Source organism: Microbulbifer sp. NBRC 101763 (assembly GCF_040371615.1).
In the GTDB taxonomy this organism is placed as follows: domain Bacteria; phylum Pseudomonadota; class Gammaproteobacteria; order Pseudomonadales; family Cellvibrionaceae; genus Microbulbifer; species Microbulbifer variabilis.
This window is the reverse complement of record NZ_BAABQV010000004.1, coordinates 430,994-444,955: the sequence shown is the minus strand read 5'-3', so window position 1 is coordinate 444,955 and position 13,962 is coordinate 430,994. Positions and strand designations below refer to the sequence as shown.

The 13,962-nt window shown below is 47.7% G+C and carries 20 protein-coding genes and 1 pseudogene; 4 read left to right on the top strand and 17 right to left on the bottom strand.

Annotation, left to right across the window (positions count from 1 at the left end; translation table 11 throughout):
• Positions 1 to 150: 150 nt before the first annotated feature.
• The 11 genes and pseudogenes from ABWV76_RS12545 to ABWV76_RS12495 form a co-directional block, all read right to left on the bottom strand.
• Positions 151 to 1,336 (bottom strand): annotated as a pseudogene (locus tag ABWV76_RS12545) (IS3 family transposase).
• A 110-nt stretch (positions 1,337 to 1,446) separates the two neighbouring features.
• Complete coding sequence (locus tag ABWV76_RS12540) at positions 1,447 to 1,737, bottom strand: hypothetical protein (RefSeq protein WP_353376093.1); 291 nt, start codon at positions 1,735 to 1,737, stop codon at positions 1,447 to 1,449.
• Positions 1,738 to 1,825: 88 nt separating this feature from the next.
• Positions 1,826 to 2,176, bottom strand: coding sequence for a hypothetical protein (locus ABWV76_RS12535; RefSeq protein WP_353376092.1), 351 nt, complete (start codon positions 2,174 to 2,176; stop codon positions 1,826 to 1,828).
• 90 nt (positions 2,177 to 2,266) lie between these two features.
• Positions 2,267 to 2,521: a hypothetical protein gene (locus tag ABWV76_RS12530; protein ID WP_353376091.1), complete on the bottom strand. Its 255-nt coding sequence runs from the start codon at positions 2,519 to 2,521 to the stop codon at positions 2,267 to 2,269.
• Positions 2,522 to 2,611: 90 nt separating this feature from the next.
• Complete coding sequence (locus ABWV76_RS12525; RefSeq protein WP_353376090.1) at positions 2,612 to 2,920, bottom strand: immunity 53 family protein; 309 nt, start codon at positions 2,918 to 2,920, stop codon at positions 2,612 to 2,614.
• A gap of 112 nt (positions 2,921 to 3,032) precedes the next feature.
• Complete coding sequence (locus ABWV76_RS12520) at positions 3,033 to 3,335, bottom strand: hypothetical protein (RefSeq protein WP_353376089.1); 303 nt, start codon at positions 3,333 to 3,335, stop codon at positions 3,033 to 3,035.
• Positions 3,336 to 3,429: 94 nt separating this feature from the next.
• Positions 3,430 to 3,933 (bottom strand): YcxB family protein, encoded by a 504-nt coding sequence (locus tag ABWV76_RS12515; RefSeq protein ID WP_353376088.1) that lies wholly within the window; start codon positions 3,931 to 3,933, stop codon positions 3,430 to 3,432.
• Between the two features lie 104 nt (positions 3,934 to 4,037).
• Positions 4,038 to 4,226 carry a hypothetical protein gene (locus ABWV76_RS12510; RefSeq protein WP_353376087.1) on the bottom strand — a complete coding sequence of 63 codons (189 nt, stop codon included), beginning with the start codon at positions 4,224 to 4,226 and terminating at the stop codon, positions 4,038 to 4,040.
• A gap of 92 nt (positions 4,227 to 4,318) precedes the next feature.
• Positions 4,319 to 4,699, bottom strand: coding sequence for a hypothetical protein (locus ABWV76_RS12505; protein ID WP_353376086.1), 381 nt, complete (start codon positions 4,697 to 4,699; stop codon positions 4,319 to 4,321).
• 93 nt (positions 4,700 to 4,792) lie between these two features.
• Positions 4,793 to 5,308, bottom strand: coding sequence for a hypothetical protein (locus ABWV76_RS12500; RefSeq protein WP_282951560.1), 516 nt, complete (start codon positions 5,306 to 5,308; stop codon positions 4,793 to 4,795).
• A 148-nt stretch (positions 5,309 to 5,456) separates the two neighbouring features.
• Positions 5,457 to 5,888 carry a hypothetical protein gene (locus ABWV76_RS12495; protein ID WP_353376085.1) on the bottom strand — a complete coding sequence of 144 codons (432 nt, stop codon included), beginning with the start codon at positions 5,886 to 5,888 and terminating at the stop codon, positions 5,457 to 5,459.
• A gap of 318 nt (positions 5,889 to 6,206) precedes the next feature.
• On the opposite strand from ABWV76_RS12495, the gene ABWV76_RS12490 reads away from it, so the two are divergent.
• Positions 6,207 to 6,980 carry an integron integrase gene (locus tag ABWV76_RS12490; RefSeq protein ID WP_353376084.1) on the top strand — a complete coding sequence of 258 codons (774 nt, stop codon included), beginning with the start codon at positions 6,207 to 6,209 and terminating at the stop codon, positions 6,978 to 6,980.
• A 12-nt stretch (positions 6,981 to 6,992) separates the two neighbouring features.
• Entirely contained in the window at positions 6,993 to 7,250 is a 258-nt protein-coding gene (locus ABWV76_RS12485) for a tyrosine-type recombinase/integrase (protein ID WP_353376083.1), read from the top strand.
• A 99-nt stretch (positions 7,251 to 7,349) separates the two neighbouring features.
• Here the strand turns inward: ABWV76_RS12485 and aroC are convergent, their stop codons facing one another.
• Positions 7,350 to 8,426, bottom strand: coding sequence for a chorismate synthase (gene aroC / locus ABWV76_RS12480; RefSeq protein ID WP_020412736.1), 1,077 nt, complete (start codon positions 8,424 to 8,426; stop codon positions 7,350 to 7,352).
• A gap of 175 nt (positions 8,427 to 8,601) precedes the next feature.
• Positions 8,602 to 9,525: a 50S ribosomal protein L3 N(5)-glutamine methyltransferase gene (prmB, locus tag ABWV76_RS12475; protein ID WP_353376082.1), complete on the bottom strand. Its 924-nt coding sequence runs from the start codon at positions 9,523 to 9,525 to the stop codon at positions 8,602 to 8,604.
• 307 nt (positions 9,526 to 9,832) lie between these two features.
• Here prmB and folE point away from each other — a divergent pair, with 307 nt between their 5' ends.
• Entirely contained in the window at positions 9,833 to 10,375 is a 543-nt protein-coding gene (gene folE, locus ABWV76_RS12470; RefSeq protein ID WP_020412734.1) for a GTP cyclohydrolase I FolE, read from the top strand.
• Positions 10,376 to 10,440: 65 nt separating this feature from the next.
• A complete protein-coding gene (locus ABWV76_RS12465) occupies positions 10,441 to 10,785 on the top strand; it encodes a 5-carboxymethyl-2-hydroxymuconate Delta-isomerase (protein WP_020412733.1) in 345 nt (114 codons plus the stop codon).
• Positions 10,786 to 10,789: 4 nt separating this feature from the next.
• On the opposite strand, the gene ABWV76_RS12460 is transcribed toward ABWV76_RS12465, so the two are convergent.
• The 4 genes from ABWV76_RS12460 to ABWV76_RS12445 form a co-directional block, all read right to left on the bottom strand.
• Complete coding sequence (locus tag ABWV76_RS12460) at positions 10,790 to 11,659, bottom strand: alpha/beta fold hydrolase (protein ID WP_353376081.1); 870 nt, start codon at positions 11,657 to 11,659, stop codon at positions 10,790 to 10,792.
• 133 nt (positions 11,660 to 11,792) lie between these two features.
• On the bottom strand, positions 11,793 to 12,245 hold the full coding sequence (sixA, locus tag ABWV76_RS12455; protein ID WP_020412731.1) for a phosphohistidine phosphatase SixA: 453 nt from the start codon (positions 12,243 to 12,245) through the stop codon (positions 11,793 to 11,795).
• Between the two features lie 32 nt (positions 12,246 to 12,277).
• On the bottom strand, positions 12,278 to 12,808 hold the full coding sequence (locus ABWV76_RS12450) for a DUF4389 domain-containing protein (protein ID WP_282952721.1): 531 nt from the start codon (positions 12,806 to 12,808) through the stop codon (positions 12,278 to 12,280).
• 12 nt (positions 12,809 to 12,820) lie between these two features.
• Positions 12,821 to 13,852: an NAD(P)H-dependent glycerol-3-phosphate dehydrogenase gene (locus ABWV76_RS12445; RefSeq protein ID WP_026305013.1), complete on the bottom strand. Its 1,032-nt coding sequence runs from the start codon at positions 13,850 to 13,852 to the stop codon at positions 12,821 to 12,823.
• Between the last annotated feature and the right edge of the window lie 110 nt (positions 13,853 to 13,962).

Genomic DNA, 13,962 nt, shown 5'->3' with positions numbered 1-13,962 from the left:
CCAGTGGTTTAACAGCTCGTTTAAAAAAGAGTGAGCCAAGGTGTCAGTAGAATTAACGCCGGCCACAGTGGCCTGCGGACTTAGCACGTAATTGTACCAGCAATTTGAGTGAAAGGTGATCTTGCCCCGATAAAACGGACACACTACTTTTCATACTGCTATTCGCTCATATTCTATTAATGATTGATAGCCTAAAGCTGAATGCAGCTGCTTACGGTTGTAAAAATCATTAATATATCGAGCCAGAGCATACTTTAAATGGCTCATTGTCTGGAAGCTAGTTTTTCTAATCAGTTCAGCTTTTAAGCTATGGAAGAACGACTCCATATGAGTATTATCCGTATATTTACCCGCTCTACTCAAGCTATGCTGGATTCCATATCTTCCCAACTCTTTTTGATACTCGGATCCTCTGTTCTCTACACCTCTGTCCGTGTGTAATATTAACCCCGGTTGTGATCCTCTTTTCCTTCCAGCATTCATCAGGGTTTTTCGGGTTAATTCTGTTGCTCTCTTCGTGTCTAAACTCCAACCGATTACTCGGCGAGAATACAAATCCATCACCACTGACAAGTACTGCCATTGACCCTTAACCTTAAGGTAAGTTATGTCAGCAACCCAAACTTGATTCTTGCTTTTAGGCACAGCTCCTTCCGGTCTAAGATTCTCCCCAGAGGCTAGGAAACGCATTATTCCTGGTGCCCTACGTGTCACTCTCGTAACTCTGGCTACGACTCCTAATTCCTGCATCAGCCGGGCTACGCGCTTATGGCTAACTTCATAGCCCTTGGTCAGCAGGGCTTTCCAAATTCTTGGAATACCATAGCGCCCTGCAGAGTCATCCGAAATCTTTTGAATCTCTGAACTTTTAGATCATCATCTTGGTGTTTTCGGTGCGATCGCGGCCTCTTCAGCCAATCATAATAGCCACTGCGCGATACTCCTAGCCACTGACAAGTTCTTTTGATACCTAATGCTGATCCGAACCTCTGGATAAATCGATATCTTGCTGATGTTCCTCTGCAAGAAACCGTTGCCACTTTTTTAGCAAATCAAGCTCCTGCTTTAATTTACGATTCTCCGCCTCTAAACGCTTTACCCTAGAAAGTTCCTTTTCTGTTCTAGAGACTACATCAGTAAGCTTTCTTCGTTTATCTGCCACAATCTTCCCTTCCTGAAACTCTTTTCGCCATCGTGACAGCATGAAAGGGTGAATGTCGAGAGTTTCAGCCACTTCCTTAACTTGAATGCCCTCTATCAAGCTAAGCATTACCGCTTTCACTTTGAATTCGTTTGAATACTGCCAAGTCTTTCTAGGTTTGTTGTATTTCGGCATAAGACACCTCGTCTGTTTGACCTTGGTGTCCGTTAAAACGGGGCAAGATCACGCAGAGGCCCCGTCAGGGGCCGACGCAAACTGCCTGTGATTGTTAGAAGTTGGGTACACTACCACCCCTCCAAATATGTACCCAGCTCTTGGCCGCGTTCTTTATCTCCTTTTGAAAGAAAAGAATCTTTGAACGCCGAATCTTGCATTCTACGGCGATGAAATAGTATGCATGCGCCAAAGAACAATAACCAAGCTAATATTTGAAATCCGAGCAGGAAGACTGATTTTTCAAATAGTGACATTTCACTCACAGCAAAGAGCGAGAGCACACCAATCACCACAACCGCCCACGCGATGCTTAAAAACGCAGCTTTTGCCGCTAATAGAATTACCTTTTTCGAATACATTTTTAGCTCTACGTGTTTAAGACTTCTAACGCCCGTATTTGCGGCTGGGTGGAGCGCAGTGGAAAACCAGTCCGACAACATACGATTGTTAAGGCTTTTTCTGCCATAGCGGAGATAACTTAGCTCCCCAGTGGTCTACGGCAACAAGTTGCTCATTTTCATCAAAATAGAACACTATCTGATTTTGAAGCCGGATCTGTGTCTCGTAATTTTTATCCATAGACTTTGAGTCTTCAAAATTAATGTCAGGTAGATCACTTTCTAATATAGCGGCTACTGATTCCTTGGTGCTTTTTTGGCTAATAAACTTCCCTAGAATGCGGACATCGGCACTCAATTTAGGTACCGCCTCTATCGTATAACTTTTATCAATAAACCAATAAATCAAGTACAAATTCAAAACAACGGATAGCACCAAGGCTGTAGCAAGAGTTCTCATTTCGTATTTCTTTCCGTCTGCATATGCCTTAACGCCAAGCGAAGGGGCGAAGTGCGCAGCACTTTGTCCCGCTTGTGCGCCTTGTTAAATTTAGGGTAGGCACTCTAGCCAAACCCGTTCATTTGGATGGTGCTCTGCAATCGTGGCTAGTGCTTCATCTAGCGCGCTATCATCGCTAGGATCTATTGTATAGTTGAAGTTAGTCAGGTCGATATCGCTTGATCGTAGCGAATCTATCTCCTGCTCATTCAGCACGCCATCGCCCACCCATACTGGATACAGCGCCGATCTAATTATTGGCTCTAATTCTGTGTAGCCATTTCTTGTAACTGCGAATATAACCATGATGAAATTTAACGCCCGACACAGGGGCAGACAAAAAAGCGAAGCGTTTTGGCTGTCCCAGCGACCAACGGGAGCGATTGCTGCGGCTTGTTAAGCATTTTTTACCCACTTTAGAAAGAGCTTTATCAGCTCGCTTAGTTTGTGAGGGCCACCATAGCCAACAAACTTACCGCTTTCTAGTTTTGTAATAATCCAGTCGTTCCCACTCGCTTCGGCGTCATCACCTACACCGTAGGAAAAACCTTCATATTCCTTTTCTTCTATATCTGTATCGGTGATGTCTACCTTTAGAAACCAGCCTGGATTATCAAGAGTACCGATTTCAATGCCATAGGTATGTTCCCAGTCCTCATTGCACTGAGAAAAATACCATTCTTCAAGTTCTTTGAGAGCTTCCATGTTTTTGATGCTTAACGCCTTACTCAGTCGCCACCGGAATGGAGCCGCTTTGTGCTAGCGTAGCGTACAGCATAAAGGGAGCGTAGTATAGGTGGTCGGATGCAGTAACTTGTTATGTGTTTTTCTCGTCACTATTTTCGTAATACGACTCAGATACTTTTACTGCTTTTGTATACGCTTCAAAATTATCGAAAAGTACATAGCTTCTAACTTGCGTCCATTCAGCTGCGCCAACATGACCAGCATCCCAACCTGACTCACTACATCCAACTGGAACCTCACCAACAATAAATAGTTTTCCACCTTGATATTCAAAGCGTGGATTGTCCAAATCATGTCTGCATTCCGAGTCGGTCAAACACATTGAAATACATTTACCAGAGAAGTCTGGAATATCTTCTTTATCTATACTCATTATTACTTCCCTACTTTACACATAACGCCGGTAGCAAAGGCGAGCGTTAGCGAGTCCAGCCCGAGTTTTTTGCGGGTGATTTTGCCTACCCTTGTTAAGCATTTCCACTAGCCCTACTAGAAAGTATATTACCGAACTCTTCGTATTTAGCTAAAGAGCTAAACGAACGCCTTGGTAACATGTGGAATAGATACTGGTTTACTCTGACTAGTATGTAATTTTTATTGATTTTAACATCATCTATACCTGACCACTTTATAAGCGCCTCATTAGCTTCGGTGCTCTCGGATAACCCTTCCTCGGTGATAACGTATTCATGCTTACCTAATACGCCCGATTTAGAGTTAGACATAAGCAAGATGTAGCCCAAGTTCCATAACCATGCTATCAGTGTGGCTACAAGTGCACCAATAAAACTGGACACAACTCCAATGAGCGTACTCTTAATGGAAAATGTAAATCCATCCTTGTAGCTAAAAAAAACGAACATACCGAGAAATAGCACCATAAAATATATCCAGGTGCCTCTGCTTCTTGAAAAAAAATAGCAGCTTAGGTTTATAAGGTCTTTCTTTGTAATATGCGCTTCAATTTTCATAGTATTGCTTAACGCTCAGCTAATGGGCCGGAGCAAGCGTAGCTTGCGGACGTCCAGCCCACGCCTTGTGTGGGCGGTGGTTGATGCACTTGTTAAATTTGGGATTATGCAAATACAATTTTGTACTTAGATCTATCATTACTATTAACCAGTCCATCGCTAATGGCATTATCCCAAGCCTGATCAAACCATTCTTGATCTTGTGGATCATAATTAAGCCCGCCGAGGCTTATTTGATCAGTTGTAATAATCTCTTCAGTCTCAATTTTTATGATGATTATTTTTCTTGTCATGATCCGTATTCCCTTATTAATTTAACGCCCGCAACACCGGGCAATTTGGAGCGCAGCGTAAATTTGATCCGAGTGCTTGCGCTTGTTAGTAGTCAGTCCCACCAATTGAATAACCCTTCGCCCATTGTTTTAGGTCGCCAGTATTTAATATCAGATTCAAGCATGCTATTGGTTGCTTTAAAAGGAAGGTTTAACTCTTCTTTGGTGAGAGTTTTAATATTATAAATATCTTTCAGCTTTGAGGAAATAAGTTCATTATTAATAAAAATTAGCTCACAGGATTCTGGATCGTAATCTTCCACAAATGCCCAATCATTATTTTCTGAGCAGAGTATATATAAAGAGAATTTTCTCGTTTCTATTTGGCAGGCAAGGAAATTGGGTATAACTTCAGGCGAAATAACCTTCCCCAAAGAAGCACCTACTTCTGGGGCAATCCCGTACAATACCTTTTTGAATATCGAAACTTCCATATGACTACTAACGTCGCGGTAAGCTGCGGCTATGTAGTTGATTGTGTTGTGGCAGCGTAGCGACCGCCACATAAACAAGCGACGGAATAGCCGTCAGTCTTGATCGCCTTGTTGGGTGCATTTTTCGGAACTAAGCCAAACCATAGCATTATAGGTAGGCTGATTGCCGTTTTTACGAATTGTAAACTTCTCGAAGCTGGCCGATGTAATGCGCTCGCACCTCGACTTGAGTGATGCGTTAATTCGTGTGACCAAGCTTGTTGACATCAACGCCTCTTGAAAGGCTGCGCGTAAAGCGACCACCTTAGGATTGTGCATATTTCCAGCCGACGCTAAGGCTTCATTGTGAAGTTCTGGATATTTTGATACTAGGAAATTATGCAGCTCCTTTTGCATTTTAACATCCTCCCCCGATGGGAATGTTCGAAAGTGCTTTAGCCAAACGTCATCAGGAACAAGAGCGATTGCTTCTGAGAGTGAACGCTCTCCCTGATGTGTATCGGAAACCGTAGCCCAGCCATACTCGCTAATATATGTACTCCAGCCAGTACTTTCACCGAATAGTACAGGTGAAAAAATAAGGCTTAAAAGTAATACGAAGATTCTCATATGTACGAGCACCTAACGCCCACGGCAGGGGCGGATTACCTTATGCGCGATTTACGCGAAACTGGGAGCGTAGCGACTCGCACATAATGTGTATGGCGTTGGGCGTCCCGCGGAGGCCCGAAGGGCTGTAGCATACTGCTTGCGATTGTTAGCATTGGTGCTCTCCGAGGTAATTGAGCAGCTCACCTAATTGAATTTTTGGTATTGCTTCAAGTGAAATTGACGATGCTCCATCCGCCGAAAATACCTCGAGGGTTTTAATATAATTAGGAACATGTGATTTTATGAAAACCTTCTGAATTTCATGAACCTTTATTTTTACATAGTTTCTTGAGCCAACATTCTCTGGAAGCCAAACCTCACCATTACCATATTTTATTGGAAGTGGCTTATACCGAAGTGTCTTCAGCCCAAGTAAAATGAAGGCCAACCCAAAAACGCCAACAGATATGCTGAAGAAGGCCAGGGTTTCAAGATTCATAGATGAAGCCCAAAACAGATAAGCACCCGCTATTGTGGCTCCCCCAAGTATTATCTGAGCAACTCCATTTCCGCGATATCTAAGTTCGATGATTTTCATAATGTTAACAGTGTATTCAAAAGCAGCTGCATTATATCATCTGACAATATATCCCAAGATAAGAAATTACCAAAGCCAGGAAAGATATTTATAAATCAGGGAGTTGGGCGTCAATGACATAGTAATACTCAAGTGGATATATTGCAGCTGCATCATATTTTGTTATTTTGTTGCTTTTGATCACAGATGTAAATCATTCAAAATCAATAAGTTAACGCTCATATTACTGTGGATATGTGCAGCTGCTTTTGATCTTAGGTATTGACAATCCAGAAAAACACCAAATACTGTATAAAAAAACAGCTGAAAGAAATTATCATGGATGATATTCGCCCTAAGCTACCCCCTAAACCAGAACGTTTTATGGATATTTTACGTCAGCATATTCGCAAGCAGGGACTATCGTACCGAACAGAGCAAACTTACACGCATTGGATAAAGCGGTTTATTCACTTTAATCGATTGAAGCATCCTGCCGGTATGGGGCCGGCTGAAGTTGAGACTTTCCTTACCCATCTCGCTGTTCATGATCTCTGCGCATCCAATACTCAAAGAGTGGCATTGAGTGCTATTGCTTATCTCTACAAGCAGTTCTTAGGTAAGAACATCCCAGACTTGGATTTTACGATTGCCAAGAGGCAACGGCGGCTGCCTGTTGTTTACAGTCGTGAAGAAGTGGCTACGGTTCTTAGTCATTTACAGAGGGTCTTCAGATTACAGACTGAGCTGATGTATGGCTCAGGGCTTCGTAGTGCCGAATTACTATCTCTCCGAATAAAAGATGTGGACTTTGGTAGCAATAATATTTTTGTCCGCGGTGGAAAAGGAAATAAGGATCGAACTACCCTTCTTCCACAGGGAATAATCCAAGATCTACAACGTCAAGTTAAATATGTATCTCTTCTTCATCAGCAGGATTTACTGGCCGGCTACGGTTTAGTTTATCTGCCGGATGCACTCGATCGCAAATACCCCAGAGCCGCCAAACAACTTGCTTGGCAATACCTGTTTCCTGCTAACACTATCAGTAAATGTCCCCATTCAGGCATATACCGAAGACACCATATACACTCATCCACATTGACGCGCTAAGTAAATAGTGCTGTGAGAAAAGTGGGAATCAACAAACCGGCACGCTGCCACGCATTCCGGCATAGCTTTGCCATACATTTACTCGAAGCTGGTTACGATCTACGCACTATCCAGGAATTATTGGGGCACTCTGACATTAACACTACTGAAATTTACACCCATGTAGTGAATCGTGGTAACAAAGGCGTATTAAGCCCCTCAGGCCGCCTTCTTAGTATTAATAAAATTAAGGAGACCGGAGCTAACTATTTTAATAGGGCCTTGGGTTAAATTAGAGGCTCCTTAATTTCTTTACTGTATGTTAACGGCTAAGGCACTGGATACCGGCTCTTGCGGTATCCCTATAGCTAAAGATCAAGAGCGCTCGAATTACCCAGGTGTTACATCACCATTTTGTGCGCGATGACGCAGGGCATGGTCGATAAGTGTAAGAGCCATCATGGCTTCCGCAATAGGTGTCGCACGTATTCCCACACAGGGATCGTGGCGGCCCTTGGTAACTACTTCAATAGGGTTGCCAGACCGGTCGACACTGCGCCCTGGAATACGCAGGCTAGAAGTTGGTTTTAGAGCGATATGGGCAATTATATCCTGACCACTGGAAATGCCCCCTAGCACGCCACCAGCATTATTCGATAGGAAGCCATCCTCTGGGGTGATTTCATCCCGGTGCTCGGTGCCTTTCTGCTCCACGCAGTCAAAGCCCGCTCCAATTTCCACGCCTTTTACCGCATTAATACTCATCAGGCCGTGGGCAAGGTCTGCATCCAGGCGGTCAAAAATAGGCTCACCCAAGCCAGCTGGTACACCGCTGGCGTGCACTGAGATGCGCGCACCAATGGAATTTCCCTCTTTGATCAGGTCTTGCATATAGGCTTCCATTTCAGGAACTCGCTCTGCATCCGGGCAGAAAAAGGGATTAAGTTCCACTTGCTCCCAATCCAGTTTTTGTACCTTAATCGGGCCCAGTTGAGAGAGGTAGCCTCGCACTTCAATGCCGTATTTTTGCTTCAGCCATTTTTTGGCGATGGCCCCGGCGGCAACCCGCATAGCAGTTTCCCTGGCGGAAGAACGGCCACCCCCACGGTAATCACGAATGCCGTATTTCTGCCAGTAGGTGAAATCGGCATGGGCCGGTCTTACCTGCTCGGCGATATTACTGTAGTCCTTGGAGCGCTGATCGGTATTTTCAATTAACAGGCCAATGGGCGTGCCGGTGGTTTTCCCCTCGAAAACACCGGAGAGTATTTTTACCTGGTCGGGCTCGCGGCGCTGGGTGGTATAACGGGAAGTACCGGGCTTGCGGCGATCCAGCTCTAACTGAATCTCCTCTTCGCTAATCTCCAGGCCCGGAGGGCAGCCATCAACAATACAGCCCAGGGCGGGCCCATGGCTTTCGCCAAAGGTGGTGACACAAAACAACTTGCCAAAGGTATTGCCCGACATAGACGACTTTTCCAGCTAGTAGGTGGTTAAACAGGAGTTGGCCTCAAGTGAAGCCGCACATTATAAAGGAACCCCGGGGCCCAGCACGCGGCCAAGAACAAAAAGCACAATTGCTCCGCGCATCTGGCTCCAATAACGAACCCGACAATGTAGATTGCCAGGTTGGCAAAAGAAATTACTCTTTTTCGAAGTAAGGTTGGTAAGCGAGCAGTTCTTCGCGGCTGATGACAAAGACACCGTGGCCTCCATCCTCAAACTCAGGCCACATAAAGGGTACCTCGGGGAAAGCTTGTTCCAATGCCTCCCAGCTATTGCCCACTTCACAAACCAGCAAACCCTCTGGCTGCAGATGATTGGCAGCCTCTCGCAACAGGCGACGGGTAAAATCCAAACCGTCCTCTCCTGAACCCAGGGCGATTTCTGGCTCTGCGCGGAATTCTTCTGGCATTTCTGCCAGGTCACGAGCATCTACATAGGGCGGGTTACAGACAATCAGCTCATAGCTGAACCCCTTCAGGCCGGCGAAAAGATCCGACTGTACAGCGCGCACGCGCTCATTCAAGTTGTGGCGATTAATGTTAATTTGCGCAACTTCTATGGCACCCTCAGAGATATCGCTCAGGTCGACCCGCGCTTCAGGGAAAGCTTCTGCGCAGGCAATTCCGATACAGCCACTTCCACAACAAAGATCCAAAATCGCCAAGGGCTCTACCTTGAGCCAGGGCTGGAAGTTGTGCCGTATCATCTCCCCAATAGGCGATCGAGGTACCAGCACCCGATCATCCACATAGAAAGTCATATCGCAGAAGTGCGCTTCATGGGTCAAATAGGCAGCTGGTACCCGCTCGGTAAAGCGTCGCTCCAGGATAGTGAGCACATCGCGACGCTCCTCCATCGTCAGGCGTGCCTGCAATATCTCCGGCTTACTATAAGGTGGCAGGTGCAGCGCGTGGGTGACAAGCAATACCGCCTCATCCCAGGCGTTATCGGTGCCATGACCATACCAAAGACCAGCCTCATGGAATCTGCTGGTGCCCCAGCGAATGTAGTCCAAAACCGTGGTCAGCTCGTGCAGGCTGGATTCACGCCTTTCTATCATCGAATCTATCCTTAACTATGTATCTCATCAGGGCCTATTGTCACTCATTGGATGGCCTCTGTTGTGGCAATTCTATAGCTGTACCCAATGGACCTAGGCTATTTATCTACCCAACTACTTTATCAGTCGTTTAAATAGAGTAACTAGGCCTCACTCCATCTGCCTTCCTGAACAAAAAATGGCCCCTGGCACTGGCTATCAAACTGGTGTCAACAGGCCTCTGGGTCCGCGCGGATCTTTACTCTCGGGTTACAAACGCTTAGGGTAGCGCACCCGCCCTTCGGGCTGAGATGTTGGAAAGAGCAGCATGAACGAACACTACGCGCGAATTATTGAAGCAATCGGCGAAGATCCGCAACGCCCAGGACTCAAGGACACCCCTGAGCGCGCCGCCAAGGCCATGGAATACCTGACCCGCGGCTACAGACAGACCGTCGAAGACGTGGTCAACGATGCACTCTTCCCCTCCGACTGCAGTGAGATGGTGCTCGTTAAGGATATCGAACTCTATTCCCTGTGTGAGCACCACCTGTTGCCATTTATCGGCCGCGCCCACGTAGCCTATATTCCCAATGGCAAGGTTGTTGGCCTGTCCAAGGTAGCACGTATTGTCGACATGTTTGCGCGCCGCCTGCAGATCCAGGAGCAGCTTACTGTCGAGATCGCCGAGACCCTGCTAAACGTCACTGGTGCTGCCGGTGTCGGTGTTATCATCGAAGCCAAACACATGTGCATGATGATGCGCGGGGTGGAAAAACAGAACTCTGTGATGAAGACTTCGGCAATGCTCGGTACTTTCCGCAGTAACCAGGCTACGCGCAACGAGTTCCTCTCCCTGCTCCGCCAGTAACAGGGTCGACTCACCAGCACATCGCGGCTCAAAAAGAGCCGCCAATGTTCACGGAGTGAATTGCTATGCCCCACCTGATCATAGAGTATGCGAAGAATCTGGAAGACAGGATTTCCGTTGCCGCCCTGGTCAGCTCCGCACAGGAGGCAATGAACCGCTCCGGGCTATTTGCATCGCACAACATCAAGACCCGTGCCAAGGCTTACGAACAATTTATCGCCGGCGATAATGGCAGCAGCTTTATCCATGCCGAAATCCGGCTATTGGAAGGCCGCAGCTCCAGGGAGCGAGAAGCACTGAGCTCGGCAGTGTTCAATTGCCTGTGCCAATTCGCCGATGGCGTGCCTGCGGTCTCGGTAGAAGTGCGGGAAATGGACCCCAGCTGCTATTCAAAGCGCGTGCCCTTCTAGCTCATTAGTCGGCCTCGCCGCGCAAGAAAGGCCCAAACCACTCCGCAATGCCCTCGGCTCCGTCCTCCATATGCAAGTGGTGACTGCCAGGCAGCTCCCGCACTTCAATATTCTCATAATCAGCCAGAATTGGGCGCAGCTTCTTAATCATATTTGTAATCCCCCCCTCCGCCAGAACCAGGCGTACCGGCATACTGAGCCGTGAAAGAAAGGCCCGAATCTGCACTTCATTGAGCTTCGCGGTGGAAGCCGCCATCAGCTGGGGATCATTACTCCAGGTAAAACCACCGTCCAAGGGGCGAGTTCCACGCTCAGCCAAAACCCGTGCAGCCCATTCAGAAAGTGGGAAGAGGCCATTCATACGAGCTTCCACGGCTCCCTCAAAGGTCGGGTATACCTTTGCCTTGCGGTGCCTGTAACGAGCGCGCTGGGCGATGGCCCTGGCAAGGATATCCGGCGATTCCTCATCCTTTGTGGCCGGGGGCACCAAGCCATCAATCAATGCGAGGCGCTTTACCCTGTTGGGAAAAGCCCCGGCGGTAATCACGCTCGCAATGGCTCCTCGTGAGTGAGCGAGCAGGGAAAAGTTTCGCCAACCTAGAGCCTCCGAGGCACCGATAATATCCTCAGCCTCCTCCCAGATGTTGTAATTGGCATGAGGAGAACGATGGTAGCTGCGGCCATGCCCAGCCATGTCCATGGCAACCAGGTTAATTCCTTCAAGCAGGGGGGCAAGTCGATTAAAACTGGCACAGTTATCCAGCCAGCCATGCAAGGCCAAAACTGGTTCACCAGAGGGGTCACCCCACTGCCGTGCAGCAATAGTTTTACTCTCAAACTCGAGGGTGATTTCGCTGGCGACGCTTTGCTTCATAAGCGGTAATTCCACTGGGTAACTGGTTTTGATAAGACAAGATGGTGCTACTGCTCTGTCATAACTGCAATGACACTTGGCACCAGCGAGCTAGTGATTTAGGTGCAAGCATGGGAGGAAGATTAAATGGCGCCTACTCTGCGTGTTGCAGCCAATCAAGCTCAGCACAGCCATTGGCCCAAACTTCAGCACTCACACAGGCAAGGCTTGAAGTACCCATGGGATGCTCATTACCGCTACCGCAAAGGCCATTGAGCAGACTGCCAACCAACGGCTGGTGGCTAACCAATAGAATGGGGAAGTTATCCTGCTCCTGCAAAAGGTCAAGCAACTGTTGGGGATTGCTATCCCCGATTAGTAGTGGCTCGGTAACAACGGGCAGGCCCAAATGAGCGGAGACAATATCAGCTGTTTGCTGGGTTCGAACAAAAGGACTGGCCCAAATAGCGTGCACAGCCGATAACTCTTTTGAGCGTTTTTTGCATACCTGCGCCACTTGCTTGCGCCCACGTTCCGTCAGGGAGCGAGCGGCATCATTGCCAAGCATCGGCTCGGCCTTGCCATGGCGCAGGATAAACAATTGCATTGACATAGCCTCAATTAGAGCTGAGCAGGTAGCTAGTTTTTCTCGCCGCGCTCGTCAGATTCGCCTTTCTTTTCAGCAAAAGAAGCCGGCGGCTCATCAGCACCCTCTTCTACCAGCTCAGGCTTTTTATCATCGGCAGGTTCATCACTACCGAGAATAATGGCATCCTCAGCCTCTTCCTCTTTTTTTGATTCCGCTTTCTTGACCGGTTCAGCTTTTTCCTCTGTAGCGACCACCTCCGCAGAGACTTCTTCAGCTCCTTCATAACCGGAGAGATCTTCTACATCGGATTCCGGCCACTCCGCAAAGGGGAAGGGCTTCTCGTCTGAGTTGTAAATCAAAAACTGTACAGCCTGGTAGATATACGAGGCGAGCTGATCGCCAAAACGACGCAAGTTATCGTTAGACTTACCGCCGATAATCGAAAACAGGAACTGCAGCACCACCACAGCCAACAGTACCCAGCCGGCAATCTGCAAACAGATGCCAAACAGCACCATATAGATCAGTCGCACCCATTGATTACCGGAGGTCAGGTTGCGCTTCAATTCATCATTTTTCATAAGAGGCTTCCATCAAGGCTTGGCCGAGTAGGCCACATCAAACGTTTGTGCGCCCGACATTAAATTACGAATTACCTCTGGGATCGGTCGCTCTTCAAATAATATGGCGTGAATCGCGGAAACCAAGGGCATGTAGACGCCCATTTCATCAGCTTTCTTTTTTATCAGGCGAACAGTGTTTACGCCCTCGGCCACCTGACCGATTTCTGCGACAGCACGATCCAGGGGTTTGCCCTTACCTACCAAATAACCCACGCGATAATTGCGGCTGAGATCGGAAGAGCAAGTCAAAATTAAGTCGCCAACACCGGCTAGACCGATAAATGTCATGGGATCTGCGCCCATCGCCTCGGCAAAGCGCATCATTTCGGCAAGGGAGCGGGTTATTAAAAGGCTAATGGTGTTTTGCCCGCGGTCCAGTGCTGCGGCCATGCCGGTTACTATCGCGTAAATATTTTTCAGGGCACCGGCCAGCTCTACTCCGAACACATCATTACTAGAATAAACCCGAAAGGTTTCCGAATGCAGGGCTGATTGGATATCTTTGCACAAGGCCTCATCTTCACTGGCAACTACTGTAGCTGTGTAGTGGCCCGCGACAATTTCCTTTGCGAAATTAGGCCCGCTCAGCACACCTACACGCATGCCAGTCGTTTCCTCGCGCAGGATATCGCTCATTAATTGGAAGTGATCGTGCTCAATACCCTTGGTAGTGGAGATCAGCATGGTGCCCGGCTTCAGTAGCGGCGCTACGCGGCGTACCACCTCGCGGAAAGATTTACTGGGAATTGCTACAAACACAATGTCACAGCCTTGCACAGCTTCGTGCAAGTCGCTGCTAATACAAAGCTCCGGGTGTAAAGCTACACCAGGTAGGTACTTACTGTTCTCCCGAGTTTCCCGGCAAGCTTCCGCACTCTCCGAATCCCGCATCCACTGGCGGGTGTCGTGACCATTCCCCGCTACGATATTGGCAATTGCGGTCCCGAAACTGCCGCCGCCCAATACGGCTATGGAGAGGGGGTTGGAAGTTTCCTTTTGCATAGTGATACCGATAAAGCTTCTCTCGTGGCCTGGGATTATAGAGGTATGACCCTCCAAGCCCAAAGGGTTCAATTTACGGGAATTTGTTCGTAAATTTGCAAAACAACACG

Excerpts from the sequence above, each read along its gene's own strand:
- ABWV76_RS12540 (WP_353376093.1), bottom strand. The coding sequence starts at position 1,737 with ATGTATTCGAAAAAGGTAATTCTATTAGCGGCAAAAGCTGCGTTTTTA.
- ABWV76_RS12535 (WP_353376092.1), bottom strand. The coding sequence starts at position 2,176 with ATGAGAACTCTTGCTACAGCCTTGGTGCTATCCGTTGTTTTGAATTTG.
- ABWV76_RS12530 (WP_353376091.1), bottom strand. The coding sequence starts at position 2,521 with ATGGTTATATTCGCAGTTACAAGAAATGGCTACACAGAATTAGAGCCA.
- ABWV76_RS12525 (WP_353376090.1), bottom strand. The coding sequence starts at position 2,920 with ATGGAAGCTCTCAAAGAACTTGAAGAATGGTATTTTTCTCAGTGCAAT.
- ABWV76_RS12520 (WP_353376089.1), bottom strand. The coding sequence starts at position 3,335 with ATGAGTATAGATAAAGAAGATATTCCAGACTTCTCTGGTAAATGTATT.
- ABWV76_RS12515 (WP_353376088.1), bottom strand. The coding sequence starts at position 3,933 with ATGAAAATTGAAGCGCATATTACAAAGAAAGACCTTATAAACCTAAGC.
- ABWV76_RS12510 (WP_353376087.1), bottom strand. The coding sequence starts at position 4,226 with ATGACAAGAAAAATAATCATCATAAAAATTGAGACTGAAGAGATTATT.
- ABWV76_RS12505 (WP_353376086.1), bottom strand. The coding sequence starts at position 4,699 with ATGGAAGTTTCGATATTCAAAAAGGTATTGTACGGGATTGCCCCAGAA.
- ABWV76_RS12500 (WP_282951560.1), bottom strand. The coding sequence starts at position 5,308 with ATGAGAATCTTCGTATTACTTTTAAGCCTTATTTTTTCACCTGTACTA.
- ABWV76_RS12495 (WP_353376085.1), bottom strand. The coding sequence starts at position 5,888 with ATGAAAATCATCGAACTTAGATATCGCGGAAATGGAGTTGCTCAGATA.
- ABWV76_RS12490 (WP_353376084.1), top strand. The coding sequence starts at position 6,207 with ATGGATGATATTCGCCCTAAGCTACCCCCTAAACCAGAACGTTTTATG.
- aroC (WP_020412736.1), bottom strand. The coding sequence starts at position 8,426 with ATGTCGGGCAATACCTTTGGCAAGTTGTTTTGTGTCACCACCTTTGGC.
- prmB (WP_353376082.1), bottom strand. The coding sequence starts at position 9,525 with ATGATAGAAAGGCGTGAATCCAGCCTGCACGAGCTGACCACGGTTTTG.
- folE (WP_020412734.1), top strand. The coding sequence starts at position 9,833 with ATGAACGAACACTACGCGCGAATTATTGAAGCAATCGGCGAAGATCCG.
- ABWV76_RS12465 (WP_020412733.1), top strand. The coding sequence starts at position 10,441 with ATGCCCCACCTGATCATAGAGTATGCGAAGAATCTGGAAGACAGGATT.
- ABWV76_RS12460 (WP_353376081.1), bottom strand. The coding sequence starts at position 11,659 with ATGAAGCAAAGCGTCGCCAGCGAAATCACCCTCGAGTTTGAGAGTAAA.
- sixA (WP_020412731.1), bottom strand. The coding sequence starts at position 12,245 with ATGCAATTGTTTATCCTGCGCCATGGCAAGGCCGAGCCGATGCTTGGC.
- ABWV76_RS12450 (WP_282952721.1), bottom strand. The coding sequence starts at position 12,808 with ATGAAAAATGATGAATTGAAGCGCAACCTGACCTCCGGTAATCAATGG.
- ABWV76_RS12445 (WP_026305013.1), bottom strand. The coding sequence starts at position 13,852 with ATGCAAAAGGAAACTTCCAACCCCCTCTCCATAGCCGTATTGGGCGGC.